At 72.3% G+C, this 14,763-nt stretch carries 12 protein-coding genes and 1 pseudogene; 9 read left to right on the top strand and 4 right to left on the bottom strand.

What is annotated here, in order from left to right:
- Nucleotides 1-7: 7 nt before the first annotated feature.
- Nucleotides 8-1,033 (bottom strand): MBL fold metallo-hydrolase, encoded by a 1,026-nt coding sequence (locus tag BG418_RS33900; protein ID WP_188277897.1) that lies wholly within the window; start codon nucleotides 1,031-1,033, stop codon nucleotides 8-10.
- A gap of 210 nt (nucleotides 1,034-1,243) precedes the next feature.
- Between BG418_RS33900 and BG418_RS33895 the strand changes: the two genes are divergently transcribed.
- The 6 genes and pseudogenes from BG418_RS33895 to BG418_RS41025 all read left to right on the top strand — a co-directional run.
- Nucleotides 1,244-2,707 carry an aldehyde dehydrogenase gene (locus tag BG418_RS33895; protein WP_188277896.1) on the top strand — a complete coding sequence of 488 codons (1,464 nt, stop codon included), beginning with the start codon at nucleotides 1,244-1,246 and terminating at the stop codon, nucleotides 2,705-2,707.
- A complete protein-coding gene (locus BG418_RS33890) occupies nucleotides 2,707-2,940 on the top strand; it encodes a ferredoxin (protein ID WP_188277895.1) in 234 nt (77 codons plus the stop codon). Before BG418_RS33895 ends, BG418_RS33890 begins: the two co-directional genes overlap by 1 nt.
- A gap of 156 nt (nucleotides 2,941-3,096) precedes the next feature.
- The gene (lanKC, locus tag BG418_RS33885; protein ID WP_188277894.1) at nucleotides 3,097-5,721 is read left to right on the top strand and encodes a class III lanthionine synthetase LanKC; all 2,625 of its coding nucleotides are present in this window, start codon (nucleotides 3,097-3,099) and stop codon (nucleotides 5,719-5,721) included.
- Nucleotides 5,722-5,763: 42 nt separating this feature from the next.
- Nucleotides 5,764-5,889 carry a SapB/AmfS family lanthipeptide gene (locus BG418_RS33880; RefSeq protein ID WP_188277893.1) on the top strand — a complete coding sequence of 42 codons (126 nt, stop codon included), beginning with the start codon at nucleotides 5,764-5,766 and terminating at the stop codon, nucleotides 5,887-5,889.
- Nucleotides 5,890-6,054: 165 nt separating this feature from the next.
- Nucleotides 6,055-7,779: an ABC transporter ATP-binding protein gene (locus BG418_RS33875; RefSeq protein ID WP_188277892.1), complete on the top strand. Its 1,725-nt coding sequence runs from the start codon at nucleotides 6,055-6,057 to the stop codon at nucleotides 7,777-7,779.
- Nucleotides 7,772-9,136: pseudogene (locus tag BG418_RS41025) on the top strand (ATP-binding cassette domain-containing protein); the annotation flags it as partial. The gene BG418_RS33875 and the pseudogene BG418_RS41025, both read left to right, overlap by 8 nt.
- Before the next feature lie 261 nt (nucleotides 9,137-9,397).
- On the opposite strand, the gene BG418_RS33865 reads toward BG418_RS41025, so the two are convergent.
- A complete protein-coding gene (locus tag BG418_RS33865; protein WP_317453850.1) occupies nucleotides 9,398-10,006 on the bottom strand; it encodes a response regulator transcription factor in 609 nt (202 codons plus the stop codon).
- A gap of 248 nt (nucleotides 10,007-10,254) precedes the next feature.
- On the bottom strand, nucleotides 10,255-10,887 hold the full coding sequence (locus tag BG418_RS33860) for a TetR family transcriptional regulator (RefSeq protein ID WP_188277891.1): 633 nt from the start codon (nucleotides 10,885-10,887) through the stop codon (nucleotides 10,255-10,257).
- 224 nt (nucleotides 10,888-11,111) lie between these two features.
- Here BG418_RS33860 and BG418_RS33855 point away from each other — a divergent pair, with 224 nt between their 5' ends.
- From BG418_RS33855 to BG418_RS33845, 3 genes are all read left to right on the top strand, one after another.
- Nucleotides 11,112-12,455, top strand: a complete 1,344-nt coding sequence (locus BG418_RS33855; protein WP_188277890.1) for a glycosyltransferase family 4 protein — start codon at nucleotides 11,112-11,114, stop codon at nucleotides 12,453-12,455.
- Nucleotides 12,456-12,561: 106 nt separating this feature from the next.
- Complete coding sequence (locus tag BG418_RS33850; RefSeq protein WP_188277889.1) at nucleotides 12,562-13,323, top strand: class I SAM-dependent methyltransferase; 762 nt, start codon at nucleotides 12,562-12,564, stop codon at nucleotides 13,321-13,323.
- A complete protein-coding gene (locus BG418_RS33845) occupies nucleotides 13,320-14,396 on the top strand; it encodes a prenyltransferase/squalene oxidase repeat-containing protein (protein ID WP_188277888.1) in 1,077 nt (358 codons plus the stop codon). Before BG418_RS33850 ends, BG418_RS33845 begins: the two co-directional genes overlap by 4 nt.
- Before the next feature lie 34 nt (nucleotides 14,397-14,430).
- On the opposite strand, the gene BG418_RS33840 is transcribed toward BG418_RS33845, so the two are convergent.
- Entirely contained in the window at nucleotides 14,431-14,724 is a 294-nt protein-coding gene (locus BG418_RS33840; RefSeq protein WP_188278322.1) for a hypothetical protein, read from the bottom strand.
- Between the last annotated feature and the right edge of the window lie 39 nt (nucleotides 14,725-14,763).

Below are 14,763 nucleotides of genomic sequence, written 5' to 3'. Positions count from 1 at the left end.
TGGGGTATCACACCGCCCGATACGTCACCGGGTCCCCCGGTACCGGCTCCGCCAAGTCGGACTTCACCAGGCGGCGGACGTGTGCCTCCGCCTCTGATACCGCGATGTTGCGGGAGCCGTAGGGGATGTCGGACCAGGGGCGGTTCCACTCCATTCTTTCCGCCAGTTGCCAGGGGGTCAGAGGGGTTGAGAGGAGGTGGAGCAGGCTCGTCAGGCGGTCCTCGTGGTGGGTCAGGAGTTCGGTCACCCTCCCCGCCGCGTCCCCGAACGCGTGCTCGTGGGCCGGTAGTACCTCCGCCACTCCCAGGCGGCCCACGCGTTCCAGGGACGAGAGGTAGTCGCCCAGCGGGTCCGTCACCGTCGTGTCGTCGGGGTCCTCGTACAGGCCGATGTGCGGGGTGATGCCGGGCAGCAGGTGGTCGCCGGAGAACAGGCGGCCGTGGCCCGGGCGGTTCGCGGGGTGGTCCTCCTCCAGGTGCAGGCACACGTGGCCGGGGGTGTGGCCGGGAGTCCAGATCGCGCGCAGGCGGCGGCCCGGCAGCGGGAGCAGGTCGCCGGGAACGATCTCCCGGTCCGGCAGTGCCGCCCGCAGGCCCGGCAGGCTCCGCCCGCCCCCCTTCGCCCGCGCCGCCCGCAGCGGTGCCATGTGCTCGTCCGGCGCCCCCGCCGCCGTCAGCCTCTCTACCAAGTAGTCGAGCCATACGGCTGGTTCCGCCTCGCGGGTGCGCCGTACCACCGCCGTGTCCGCCGCGTGCATCGCCAGCCATGCGCCGGATGCCTCGCGTACGCGGGCCGACAGCCCGTGGTGGTCGGGGTGGTGGTGGGTCAGCACCACCCCCTGGATGTCGCCTACATCCGTACCCAGCGAAGCAAGGCCGTCCGTCAGCGCGTTCCACGACTCCGGGTCGTCCCAGCCCGTGTCCACCAGGACCGGGCCCGCGTCCGTCTCGATGACGTAGACCAGCGTGTGGCCCAGCGGGTTGTCCGGGATCGGTACCCGTAGGGAATGGACGCCCCCTCCATGGTCGGTCACCGCACCACCTCCGCCATCGTCCGCCGCCCCCGCACCCAGGCGTTCACGTCACAGTAGAACGTGTTTCAGTCGGCCCTCAAGGGTCATCGACCGCCTTCCCGGTCCGTGGACTCCTCGTACTAGAACTGGTATCAGTTCTTGCGGATGTACATGTCTGAAATACCGTCAGGAATGCCGTCAGGAACTTGGCCTGCGGGAGGCGTCACGCCCATGTCCGATCTCGTCGAACACGTACAGCTCTACATCGGTGGGGAGTTGGTCCACCCCCACTCCACCGACACCATCGAAGTCATCTCGCCCCACACCGAACAGGTCATCGGCCGCGTGCCGCACGCGTCCCGGGACGATGTCGACCGGGCCGTGGCCGTCGCGCGGCGGGCGTTCGACGACGGGCCCTGGCCTCGGATGGCGCTCGCCGAGCGCGTCGAGGTCGTCACGCGTATCAAGGACGCGATCGCCATACGACATGAGGAGATCGCCCGGACCATCAGCGCGCAGAACGGGTCCCCGTACTCCTGGAGCGTGCTCGCGCAGGCGCTCGGGGCCATGATGGTCTGGGACTCGGCGATCACCGTGGCGCGCGACTTCCCGTACGAGGAGCGGCGGGCCGGGGTGCTCGGGCCGATCCTGGTGCGGCGCGAGCCGGTGGGGGTCGTGGCGGCCGTGGTGCCGTGGAACGTGCCGCAGTTCGTCGCCGCCGCCAAGCTCGCGCCCGCGCTGCTCGCGGGGTGTTCGGTGGTGCTCAAGCCGTCGCCCGAGTCGCCCCTCGACTCGTACATACTCGGCGAGATCGCCCGCGAGGCCGGGCTGCCGGAGGGCGTGCTCTCCATCCTGCCCGCCGACCGCGAGGTCAGCGAGTACCTGGTGGGGCACCCGGGGATCGACAAGGTGTCGTTCACGGGGTCGGTCGCGGCCGGCAAGCGCGTCATGGAGGTCGCCGCGCGCAACCTCACCCGGGTCACCCTCGAACTCGGCGGCAAGTCCGCCGCCGTCGTCCTGCCGGACGCCGATCTGGCCGCCACCGTCGCCGGGGTCGTCCCGGCCGCGTGGATGAACAACGGGCAGGCGTGCGTGGCCCAGACCCGGATCCTCGCGCCCGTGAGCCGGTACGACGAGTTCGCCGACGCGTTCGCGGCCGCCGCCTCGCAGTTGGTCGTCGGCGATCCGCTGGACGCCGCTACCCAGGTCGGGCCGCTCGTCGCCAAACGGCAGCAGCAGCGCTCGTTCGACTACATCCGGATCGGACAGGAGGAAGGGGCCAAGATCCTTGCGGGAGGCGGGCGTCCGGCCGGGCAGGACAAGGGGTGGTACGTCGAGCCCACGCTCTTCGGCGGCGTCGACAACTCCATGCGGATCGCCCGCGAGGAGATCTTCGGGCCGGTGATCTGTCTGCTCCCGTACGACGACGAGGCCGAGGCGCTGAGGATCGCGAACGACTCCCCGTACGGGCTCAGCGGCAGCGTGTGGACCGGTGACGTCGAGCACGGCATCGACTTCGCCCGGCAGGTGCGCACCGGCACCTTCAATGTGAACACCTTCAGCCTCGACATGCTCGGGCCGTTCGGCGGCTACAAGGAGTCCGGTCTGGGGCGGGAGTTCGGGCCCGAGGGGTTCGGGGAGTACCTGGAGCACAAGATGATCCACCTCCCCGCCGGATATGGCGGTGAGGCGTGATGGGTGACCGCTGGCACGTCGAGGTCGACCGGAGTGTGTGCATCGGCTCCGGTATGTGCGTGAACACCGCGCCGGGCTCCTTCGCGCTCGACACCGCCCGCCAGTCCCGGCCCACGGCCGCCGACACCGACGCGAACGAGCAGGTGCTCGCGGCGGCGGAGGGGTGCCCGGTGGAGGCGATCGGCATCTCGCTCCTCGACTCGGGGGAGGCCGTCTTCCCGCCCGAGGAGTGACCGGAGGAGTAGCCAGAGGCGTACGAGGGGTCCGTTCTCCCGCGATCGAACAGAAGTTGACGCGTGCGTACCGCACGGCGACCCCGTGACATCCGCGACTGTCCGGCCCCTCGGTGGCGTGGCACCTTCGTTGCCACGCCACCGAGGGGGGAAGCAATGGACAAGCGGTACGAGGTCTTCTGCCTGGCCGACAGGTATTTCTACGAGACTCCGGACCGCCTGTCCTTCTCCGCGCTCGCCGGAACCGACGCGACCGTCACGCTCTTCGAGGCCGCCAAACGCCCGGTCCCCGAGGGGTGGCAGACCTCCCTCTCCGGGGACTGGCTCAATTTCAGCCCGGTGGACGCGGCCGGTGAGCCGCGCCCGGGCCGACCCCGGCAGGGCTGGAAGATCCATGTCTCGGCGTGTCTGGACAACGCCGAGAAGATGGCGGCCCAGGTGTGGGAGTACTGCGTGCCGCGGGCGATCCCGTTCAAGTTCGTCCCCGGCCGCCAGCCGCTGCACCTGCGCAACTCCAAGTACGCCGGACGCGGCTCCAGCGGCAAGTTCGCCACGATCTACCCGGCCGACCCGGGCGAGCTGGAGAGCATCCTGCACGAGCTGGGCGACCTCCTCGACGGCGAGCCCGGGCCGTACATCCTGACCGACCTGCGGTGGAACTCCGGGCCCCTGTACGTGCGTTACGGGGGATTCGCCAAGCGGCACTGCGTGGACGAGGACGGCGCGCTCGTCCCCGCGATCGAGAACCCCCAGGGCGTCCTGGTCCCCGACCGAAGAGACCCCGCCTTCCAGGTGCCCGAGTGGGTGGCGCTGCCCGCGTTCCTGCGCCCGCAGCTGGACGCCCGCAACGCGACGACGGTGAGTGATCTTCCGTACCGCATCGAGAAGGCGCTGCACTTCTCCAACGGCGGTGGTGTGTACGCCGGAACGGACACCCGGGACGGCAGCAAGGTCGTCCTGAAGGAGGCCCGGCCGCACGCGGGGCTCGCCGCCGACGGCAGTGACGCGGTGGCCCGCCTGGAGCGCGAGAAGGCCGCGCTGGAACGTATCTCCGGCCTCGGTGTCGCCCCCGAGGTGCGCGACTGGTTCGAACTCGGCGAACACCGCTTCCTCGTCATGGAATTCCTTGAGGGGCGCACCCTCAACGCGTTCTTCGCCGAGCGGCACCCGCTGCTCGCCGTCGACCCGGACCCGGACGCGGTGGCCTCGTACACGAGTTGGGCGCTCGGGATCCACCGGGCGGTGGAGCGGGCCGTGGCGGCGGTGCACTCGCGCGGGCTCGTCTGCAACGACCTGCACATGTTCAACGTGATGGTCGGGCCGGACGAGGACGGCGAACCGGCCGTGCGGCTGCTCGACTTCGAGGGCGCGGTGCCGCTGGCCGAGCACCGGGGGCAGACCATGGCCCACCCCGGGTTCGTGGCGCCCCGCGACCGCACCGGCTTCGAGGTCGACGCGTACGCGCTGGCCTGTCTGCGGCTCGCGCTCTTCGTGCCGATGACGACGCTGCTCGTGGTCGACCGGGAGAAGGCGGCGCATCTGGCCGAGGTCGCGGCCGGCCAGTTCCCCGGGGTGCCGAAAGGTTTCTTCGAGGAGGCGGTGCGGGTCATCCGGGGTGCGCAGACGCCCGTGCGGAAGCCGTATCTGCCCGCCCGGCCCGACGAGTGGCCCGCCGGGCGCGAGTCCATGGTCCGCGCGATCCTCGCCTCCGCGACGCCCGAACGCGACGACCGGCTCTTTCCCGGCGACATCTCCCAGTTCGCCGACGGCGGCGGCCTCGGCGTCGCGCACGGCGCGGCCGGAGTGCTCTACGCGCTGGACGCCACCGGTGCCGGGCGCCACCACGACGGCGAGGACTGGCTCCTTCGGCACACCGACCCGCCGCCCGCCGGAACCCCGCTCGGCTTCTACGACGGGCTGAGCGGCGTCGCGTACGTCCTGGACCGGCTCGGCCACACCGACCGCGCCCTCGACCTGGTCGACCGGGTGCTCGACGAGAAGTGGCAGCGGCTCTCGCCCACGCTGCACGGGGGCCTGGCCGGGCTCGGGCTCGCCCTGGACTCGCTCGGCCGCACCACCGGCGAGAGCGATCTGCGCGACCGGGCCCTGGAAGCGGCCTGGACCATCGCCGGGCAACCGGCGCCCGAGACCGGAACGCGGGTGCGTGCCGGGCTGATGCACGGTGCCAGCGGCCCCGCGCTGCTCTTCCTGCGGCTGTACGAGCACACCCGCGAGCCCGCGCTGCTCGACCACGCCGCCGAGTTCCTGCGCCGCGACCTCGCCCGCTGCGTACCCGACCGGTCGGGCGCTCTCCAGGTCGACGAGGGCGTGCGCACCATGCCCTACCTCGGGTCGGGTGGCGTCGGCATCGCCATGGTGCTCGACGACTTCCTGGCGCACCGCGACGACGAGGAGTTCGCGCGGGCCAGAGCCGCGATCCTGCCCACCGCGCGGCAGCGCTACTACGCCCAGCCGGGGCTGTTCAACGGCCGCGCGGGCATGGTCCTGCACCTCGCCCGCACCCGCGCCCCGCGCGAGGACCTGGCCGCGCAGAGCGCCGCGCTCGCCTGGTACGCCGTGCCCTACCAGGGCCATCTCGCCTTTCCCGGCAACCAGATGATGCGGCTCTCCATGGACCTCGCGACCGGCACGGCGGGCTGTCTGCTCGCCGTCGGTTCGCTGCCCGGCGCCGCCTCGGCCCGCCGGCGGCCCGCCGGGCTGCCCTTCCTGCCGCCGCTTCCGGCGGCCCCCAAGACGGCCCCGCGAGGGGCCGGACGGTGAACCCGTCCCCACGGAAAGATCCCGACGAAAAAGGAGATGGCGATGACCCTTCTCGACCTGCAGAACATGGACATCGAGGACAAGGGCGACCACGGCGGTCACGGCGGCGAGAGCAGCGTGAGCCTGCTTCTCTGTGACAGCACGGCCAGCGTCCTGCTCTGCCTCTGAGCACGCCGGACACTGTGATCAATCCCTGTTCCAACGGTTCCATCCGATCGACCTGATCAACGCTGATCGATCCGGCTGCACCGATCGATCCTGATCACTGTGTGCGAAGCGGCCCCGGGCGGTTCTGCTCAACCGCCCGGGGTACGCGCGCTCCGGAGGGCACGCATGGCACAGCGCCCCAGGGCACCGAGGACACCGCGCCCCTTCCTGCGCGAGACCGTCCGGCACGGCGCGGCCCCCGCCGCCCTCGTCCTGGTCCTGACCACCGCCCTCGCCGGCGCGGGCCTCGCCTTCCCGTGGGCGCTCGGCCACACCCTCGACCTGCTGCTCGGCGACGACCGCGCGGCCGCCGGACCCTGGCTCGCGCTGTGCGCGGCGCTCACCGGACTCACCGTGGTGCTCGGCGCCCTCGACGGCCTGGTCACCGCGACCGCCAACGCCCGCAGCACCGCGTGGATACGGGACCGGGTGCTGCGGCACGTACTCGCGGCCGGGCCGGACTCCGGGGCCGCCAAGGGCGACCTGGTGGCCCGGCTCGTCGGCAACGCGGCCCAGGCCGGGCCCGTGCCCGCCACCCTCGCGGCCACCGTCGGCGCCGCGCTCACCCCGGTCGGCGCTCTGGTGGCGCTGGTGCTCACCGACTGGTGGACGGCGCTCGCGCTGCTCGTCGGGATGCCCGTACTCGCGCTGCTGCTCAAGGTGTTCATGCGCACCTCCGGCGACACCAACGCCGCCTATCTGCGCGCCCAGGGCGAGATCGCCGGGCGGCTCACCGAGGCCGTCGAGGGCGCCCGTACGATCGCGGCCGCCGGGACCGCCGAGCGGGACGCGGCCCGGGTGCTGGCCCCGCTGCCCGAACTCTCCGCCCAGGGCCACCGCATGTGGCGCGTCACCGGCCGCTCCACCGCCCAGGCCGCCGCCCTGCTCCCGCTGCTCCAGCTCATCGTGCTCGCGGTCGCCGGGCTGCGGCTCGCCGACGGGGCGCTGACCGTGGGCGGGATGCTCGCGGCCTGGCGGTACGCGGTCCTCGCCACCGGCACCGGCGTCCTGGTCGGCCAGCTCAACGGTCTGGTACGCGGCCGCACCGCCTCCGACCGTCTCGCCGAGGCGCTTGAGCCGTCGGCCATGACGTATGGACGTCGTCAACTGGCCGAGGGCGAAGGTGCGTTGGAGTTACGCAGCGTGTGCGCCGGGCCGCTGCGGGATGTCGACCTGTATGTGCCCGGTGGGGCGGTGGCGGCCGTGGTGGGGCGCTCCGGGAGTGGCAAGACGGCCCTCGCGGCGGTCGCGGGGCGGCTCAGGGACCCCGAGCGGGGGACGGTCCTGGTGGACGGGGTCCCGCTGCCCGAACTCTCCCGGGACGCACTGCGCCGCGAGATCGGCCACGCCTTCGCGCGCCCGGCGCTGCTCGGCGCGACCGTCGGCGGGACGATCGCGTTCGGGGTCGACGAACCCGGCCCCGAGGCGATCCGGACGGCCGCGCGGGCGGCGTGCGCCGACGAGTTCGTGCGCAGACTCCCGCTCGGCTACGACACGCCCTGCGCACAGGCGCCGATGTCCGGCGGCGAGGCACAACGCCTGGGCCTGGCACGGGCGTTCGCGCACTGCGGGCGGCTGCTGATCCTCGACGACGCCACCTCAAGCCTGGACTCGGCGACCGAACTGAAGGTCTCCCGCGCGCTCCTCGACGGCCTGACCCCGGGCACCCGCCTGGTCGTCGCCCACCGGGTGAGCACCGCGGCCCGCGCCGATCTGGTGGTCTGGCTGGACGGCGGCACGGTCCGCGCGACGGCCCCGCACGAGGAACTGTGGCGGCTTCCGGAGTACCGGGCGGTGTTCGCGGAGGAGCCGGAAGACTCGTACGAATCCGGGGAGTTGGTCGATGATTGAGCGGCTGCTCGCGCTCGCGCGCCCCCGGTGGCGGGTGCTGCTCCGGCTCGCGGCATGGTCGGCGCTGGAGGCGGGGGAGACGTTCCTGCTGGGATACGCGCTCGCCCGCGCCCTCGACCGGGGCTTCCTGGCCGGACACACCTCCATCGGCATCGGCTGGCTGGCGCTCGCCGCGCTCGGCGTGGTGGCCGGGTCCTTCGGCACCGGCCGGGTGCATCTGGCCGTCGCCGCGCTCGTCGAACCCGTACGGGACGATCTCGTACGCACCGTCGTACGCCGGGCGTTGCGCACGCCGGACGGGGCGGCGGTCTCACGGCTGACCCACCAGGTGGAGATCGCCCGCGACACGCTCGCCGGTCTGGTGATGGTGTCGCGGACCTTCGTGGTCACGGCGGTGGGCGCGCTGATCGGGCTCTGCTCGCTGGCGCCCGTCCTGCTGCCGGTCGTGGCGCTGCCGCTGTTCGTCGGGCTCGCCCTGTTCCTGGCCACCCTGCGGCCGCTGGCCCGCCGCCAGGAGGAGTTCCTGGTCGCCGACGAGGCGCTGTCCGCCGAACTCGGCCTGGCGGTCGGCGGATTACGGGACATCACGGCGGCCGGGGCCGAGGACCGGGTGGCGGACGATGTACGGACCCTGATCGACGCCGAGTACCGCGCGTCCCGGTCGCTGGCCCGCTGGGGCGCGCTGCGGACGCTGGCGGCGGGGGTCGGCGGGCGCATGACGGTGGTGCTGCTGCTCGCCACCGCGCCATGGCTGCTGGACCACGGCGTGACCCCGGGCGCGTTCGTCGGCGCCCTCGCGTATCTCACCCAGTCCCTGATCCCGGCCCTGGGGTCCCTCACCCAGGGGCTCGGCACGTCGGGGGCGCGGCTGTTCGTGGTGCTGCGGCGGCTGCGGGCGGGGGGCGAGGAGGTGCAGGTCGCGAGCCCCGTGCGCCCCGCACGACCCGGTCCCGGCGAGGCCGTGCGCCTGCGCGGGGTCACCTTCGCGTACGGGCCCGGCGCCGCCCCCGTCGTCGACCGCCTCGACCTCGCCGTCCCGCTGGGCGGGCACCTCGCCGTCGTCGGGCCCAGCGGGATCGGCAAGTCCACCCTGGCCGAGCTGATGGCCGGGGTGCGGGTCCCGGACTCCGGCGAGGTGGCCCGGGAGTGCGCGCGGGTGCTCGTGCCCCAGCAGGCGTACGTCTTCACCGACACGGTCCGCGCCAACCTCGCCCATCTGTGCCCGGGTGAGCCGCCCGGCGACGACGAACTGCTCGGCTCCTGCACGGCCGTGGGGGCGCGCGCCCTAGTCGACTGCATCGGCGGGCTCGACGCCACCGTCCGGCCGGGCGAACTCTCGGCGGGGGAGCGGCAGTTGATCGCCCTCGCCCGCGCCCACGCGGCTCCCGCTCCCTTGGTCCTGCTCGACGAGGCGACCTGTCATCTGGACCCGGCGGCCGAGGCGCGCGCCGAGCGGGCGTTCAGCCGGCGGCCCGGGACGACGCTGGTCGTCGTGGCGCACCGGATCGGTTCGGCGCGGCGGGCTCGGCAGGTGCTGGTGCTCAACGGAGCCGCCGTCGAAGCGGGTACGCATGATGAGCTTTTGCAACAGTCTGCCTTCTACCGGGAGTTGACCGGATTACACCCATCCCTCGCCCTGCGAGATGCGGATGGCGTCCACCCGGTTGCGCGCTCCGGTCTTCCGGGTGATCGCCGCCATGTAGTTGCGCACGGTCCCGTTGGACAGATGGAGGCTGTGCGCGATGTCGGCGATCGAGGCCCCCTCGGCGGCGAGTGAGAGGACGCTCAGCTCCCGTCTTGTCAGCGGCATTTCGGCCGCCCGCAGAAAGCCGCAGCCCAGCGAGTCGTCCACGAACCGCTGCCCGCCGGCGACCTGCCGTATCGCCGCTATCAGCCGTTCCGGGGTGGCGTCCTTGTCGACATAGCCGAGCGCGTGCGCCTCCACGGCCTGGCGCAGCGGCCCGGGCCGGTTGGCGCTGGCCAGGACCACGAGCCGGGTGCCGCCCGGACCGTGGCCCCGGCTCTGTAACTCGCCGAGGGGCGCGATGCCGTACGAGTCGGAACAGTCCAGGTCCACGGCGCACACATCCGGCCGCAGGACGCGCGCGCGGGCGGGCGCCGAGCGCCACGGCGCGTGGTGGACCTCCAGGCCGGGTTCACGGGCCAGGCGGTCGGCCAGCGCCGACCGCATCAGACAGGATTCGTGCACGAGAAGTACCCGGATCACGTTTCAGCCCCCTCCAGCTCCCCGCCTACCGGTTGCCTTCCTTCGGCACGCGAAACATTTCTATCGGCGTCCAGGGAGAGGGGAAGCCGGATTATCGGCCATGGGGTGGCACGGGGGCGCGCACGGCGCACAGCGCGGGCGCGGACCGGTACCACCCGCCACGCGTGCGCGCCGGGCGCAAAGCGGATTCACCCCGACCGCATCGTGCGAGAGGCCGGGGTGACTGCTCAAAAGCAGATCAGAAAGCTTCAGGCCGAGCCCGCGTCGTCCGACTCCGGCGCCGTCAGATCGATGAGGCGGCACACCGTCTCGATGTCGATCTTCACCTGCGCGATCGAGGCCCGCCCCGACAGCCAGGTGATCAGCGCCGAGTGCCAGGTGTGCTCGATCACCCGTACGGCCGAGAGCTGGCGCGGAGTCGGGTGGTCCAGGCCCATCGCGTCCAGAATGATCGCGGTGGTCTGCCGGGACACCGTGTCCACCTCGGGGCTGACCGAGCGGTCGGCGAAGGTGAGCGCGCGGACCATCGCGTCCGCGAGGTGCGGCTCGCGCTGGAGCGCGCGGAACGCCCGCATCAGGGTCTCCGCGACCCGGTCCGCCGCCGAGTCGCCGGACGGCGGGTGCTTGCGCAGCGTGGTGTGCAGCTGCTGGAGCTGGTCCTGCATGGTGGCGACCAGCAGATGGATCTTGGACGGGAAGTAGCGGTAGAGGGTGCCGAGCGCGACCCCCGCGGCCTCGGCCACCTCGCGCATCTGGACCGCGTCGAAGCCGCCCCGGCTGGCCAGCTGGGCGCTCGCGTGCAGGATGCGGCGGCGGCGGGCCTCCTGGCGCTCGGTCAGAGCGGGGGACGCCGGAATGGCTGCTTTTGCTTCCGCTGTCATCTGTCCCGTTCCGTCGCGTCCTGGTTGCCGGTGGCACAGCATGGCAGGGGCTCCGGTGGTGGCGCGAATCACCCGATCCGGCCGTCACAGGCGGGCTACCTGCCGGTAGATTCGAACCTCCTTGAGGCTCCTCGGAGAGATCAAGAAGGATCAAGTCTGGAACTTGTTCTAGATTAGCGTGAGCGGTTACGCTCCGGCGAAACGCAGCGATGAAGGGGCCGCGAGTGACCGCTGAGGCCATAGAGGCAAGCCCCCGCGCAGGGGAGCCGGCCCGTGCGGGCGAGCAAGCCCTGCGGATCGCGCTCCTCACGTACAAGGGCAATCCGTTCTGCGGCGGCCAGGGCGTCTACGTACGCCACCTCTCCCGCGAACTCGCCCGGCTGGGACACAGCGTCGAGGTCATCGGCGCGCAGCCGTATCCCGTCCTGGACGAGGGCGTACCGCTGACCGAGGTCGCGAGCCTGGACCTGTACCGCTCGCCGGACCCGTTCCGTACGCCCAAGAAGGACGAGTACCGGGACTGGGTCGACGCCCTTGAGGTCGCCACCATGTGGACCGGCGGGTTCCCCGAGCCGCTGACCTTCTCGCTGCGGGCCCGGCGCCATCTCGCCGCCCGCAAGGGCGAGTTCGACGTCGTCCACGACAACCAGACGCTCGGCTACGGCCTGCTCGGCGACCTCGGCGCGCCCCTGGTGACCACGATCCACCACCCGATCACCGTCGACCGGCAGCTGGAGCTGGACGCCGCCGAGGGCTGGAAGCGGCGCGCCTCCGTACGGCGCTGGTACGGCTTCACACGGATGCAGAAGCGGGTCGCGCGGCGGCTGCCGTCCGTGCTCACCGTCTCCGGGTCCTCGCAGCGCGAGATCGTCGAGCACCTCGGGGTGCGCGAGGACCGCATCTCCGTCGTGCACATCGGCGCCGACACCGACCTGTGGTCGCCCGATCCGTCGGTGGCCGAGGTCCCCGGCCGGATCGTGACCACCTCCAGCGCGGACGTCCCGCTCAAGGGGCTCGTGTACCTCGTCGAGGCGCTGGCCAAGGTGCGCGCCGAGCGGCCGGACGCGCATCTCGTCGTCGTCGGCAAGCGCGCCGAGGACGGGCCGGTCGCGCAGGCCATCGAGAAGTACGGACTCGGCGACGCGGTCCGGTTCGTCAAGGGCATCACCGACGCCGAACTCGTCGACCTCGTACGGTCCGCGCAGGTCAGCTGTGTGCCGTCGCTGTACGAGGGGTTCTCGCTGCCGGCCGCCGAGGCGATGGCGACGGGCACGCCGCTGCTCGCCACCACCGGAGGCGCGATCCCCGAGGTCGCCGGGCCGGACGGCGAGACCTGCCTCGCAGTACCGCCGGGCGACCCGGACGCGCTGGCCGCCGGGCTCGTACGGCTCCTCGGCGACCCGGAGCTGCGGGCGCGGCTCGGCGCGGCCGGGCGCGAGCGGGTCCTGGACCGGTTCACCTGGGCCCGGGCGGCCCAGGGCACCGTGGAGCTCTACCGCTCCGCGATCGAGGCCAAGGGCCGCTCCGCGGCGAGGGGCCGCTCCGCGGCCGGAAAGCCGGCAGGGTGACCCGGCACCGCCCGGTGACCCCGCACCCCGGAGCAGTAGGCCGCTCCGCGCCCCAGAACCAAGGCCGCTCCGCGGCCTCACCGCACCTTCCGAAAGGGCAGACCCCGTGCTGACCGTCGACTTCTCCCGCTTCCCGCTCGCCCCGGGCGACCGCGTGCTCGACCTGGGCTGCGGGGCGGGACGCCATGCCTTCGAGTGCTACCGGCGCGGCGCGCAGGTCGTGGCACTCGACCAGAACGGCGAGGAGATCCGCGAGGTCGCCAAGTGGTTCGCGGCGATGAAGGAGGCCGGGGAGGCGCCCGAGGGGGCGACCGCGACCGCCATGGAGGGTGACGCGCTCAACCTGCCGTTCCCCGACGAGTCCTTCGACGTCGTGATCATCTCCGAGGTCATGGAGCACATCCCGGACGACAAGGGCGTGCTGGCCGAGATGGTCCGCGTCCTGAAGCCCGGCGGGCGCATCGCGGTGACCGTGCCGCGCTACGGGCCTGAGAAGGTCTGCTGGGCGCTCTCGGACGCGTACCACGAGGTCGAGGGCGGCCACATCCGCATCTACAAGGCGGACGAGCTGCTCGGCAAGATGAAGGAAGCGGGCCTCAAGCCCTACGGCACGCACCATGCGCACGCGCTGCACGCGCCGTACTGGTGGCTCAAGTGCGCCTTTGGCGTCGACAACGACAAGGCGCTGCCGGTCCGCGCGTACCACAAGCTGCTCGTCTGGGACATCATGAAGAAGCCCCTGGTCACGCGGCTCGCGGAGCAGGCGCTCAACCCGATCGTCGGCAAGAGCTTCGTGGCGTACGCGACCAAGCCGCATCTCGCCCCGCTCGCTGCGGCCGCCGCGACCGACAAGGCCGACGCCAAGTGACCTCACCGGAGCGGACCGAGCACCTGGTCCTGCCGGGCGTGCTCACTGCCGAACAGGCCCGGGCCACGGTGAACGGCATCCTCGCCGGGCAGCGCGAGGACGGCGCCATACCGTGGTTCCGCGGGCACCATCTCGACCCGTGGGACCACACCGAGGCCGCGATGGCGCTGGACGCGGCGGGCGAGCACGAGGCGGCGGCGCGCGCGTACGAGTGGCTGGCGCGGCACCAGAACGCGGACGGCTCCTGGTACGCGGCGTACCACGACGGCGACTTCGAGCAGATCACCGACCGCGGCCGGGAGACCAACTTCTCCGCGTACGTGGCCGTCGGCGTCTGGCACCACTACCTCGCCACCGGCGACGACACCTTCCTCGACCGGATGTGGCCGGTGGTGTACGCGGCCGTCGAGTTCGTGCTGCGCCTCCAGCAGCCGGGCGGGCAGATCGGCTGGAAGCGCGAGGAGGACGGCACCGTCGTCAACGACGCGCTCCTGACCGGCAGTTCGTCGATCCACCACGCGCTGCGGTGCGCGCTGGCCGTCGCCGAGCAGCGCGAGGAGCCGCAGCCCGACTGGGAGCTGGCGACGGGCGCGCTGGCGCACGCCGTGCGCAGCCACCCCGAGCGCTTCCTCGACAAGTCCCGCTACTCGATGGACTGGTACTACCCCGTCCTCGGCGGCGCGGTGAGCGGGCCCGAGGCCAAGGACCGTATCGAGTCGATGTGGGACGACTTCGTGGTGCCCGGGCTCGGGGTCCGCTGTGTGCTGCCCAACCCGTGGGTCACCGGCGGCGAGAGCTGCGAACTCGCCCTGGCGCTCTGGGTGATGGGCGAGTCCGACCGGGCCCTGGAGATCCTCCAGTCCATCCAGCATCTGCGCGACGAGGCGTCGGGCATGTACTGGACGGGTTACGTCTTCGAGGGCAACCGGGCGGTCTGGCCCGAGGAGCTCACCACCTGGACGGCCGGGTCGCTGCTGCTCGCGGTGGCCGCGCTCGGCGGGGACGAGGCGACCACCGCGGTGTTCGGCGGCGAACGGCTGCCGCGGGGGCTGGCGCCGGACTGCTGCGGCTAGCCGTTCGCCTAGCGTGTACCGGCTGCCGTCGCTCTCAGTAGCGGCGCAGCCGGTTGGCTATGGCGTGGCCCGCGAAGAGGTACACCACGGCGGCCAGGCCGTAGCCCGCCACGACCCGCGCCCAGGCGTCGTGGAAGGTGAACAGGTCGTACGACCAGGCGGCCAGCCAGCGGGCCGTGTGCTGGGTGAAGGACACCAGGTCGTTGGCCCGGTTCGCGTCCAGCAGATACATCAGGATCCACAGGCCGATGATGAAGGCCATGACGTCCGCCAGGACGGTGACGACCCTGGCGGCCTCGTTCGTGCCGCTGTAATGGCGAGGAGACATGCAGGACGAGTAGCCGCATCGCGCTGCGTGAAACCCGTA

This window comes from Streptomyces sp. CBMA152 (assembly GCF_014596475.1).
GTDB lineage: Bacteria > Actinomycetota > Actinomycetes > Streptomycetales > Streptomycetaceae > Streptomyces.
The sequence above is the reverse complement of the archived record's forward strand: the minus strand, read 5'-3'. Positions and strand labels throughout refer to the sequence as shown.

Coding starts and splice junctions, on each gene's coding strand:
- BG418_RS33840 (WP_188278322.1), bottom strand. CDS start 14,724: ATGTCTCCTCGCCATTACAGCGGCACGAACGAGGCCGCCAGGGTCGTC.
- BG418_RS33895 (WP_188277896.1), top strand. CDS start 1,244: ATGTCCGATCTCGTCGAACACGTACAGCTCTACATCGGTGGGGAGTTG.
- BG418_RS33860 (WP_188277891.1), bottom strand. CDS start 10,887: ATGACAGCGGAAGCAAAAGCAGCCATTCCGGCGTCCCCCGCTCTGACC.
- lanKC (WP_188277894.1), top strand. CDS start 3,097: ATGGACAAGCGGTACGAGGTCTTCTGCCTGGCCGACAGGTATTTCTAC.
- BG418_RS33880 (WP_188277893.1), top strand. CDS start 5,764: ATGACCCTTCTCGACCTGCAGAACATGGACATCGAGGACAAGGGCGAC.
- BG418_RS33875 (WP_188277892.1), top strand. CDS start 6,055: ATGGCACAGCGCCCCAGGGCACCGAGGACACCGCGCCCCTTCCTGCGC.
- BG418_RS33890 (WP_188277895.1), top strand. CDS start 2,707: ATGGGTGACCGCTGGCACGTCGAGGTCGACCGGAGTGTGTGCATCGGC.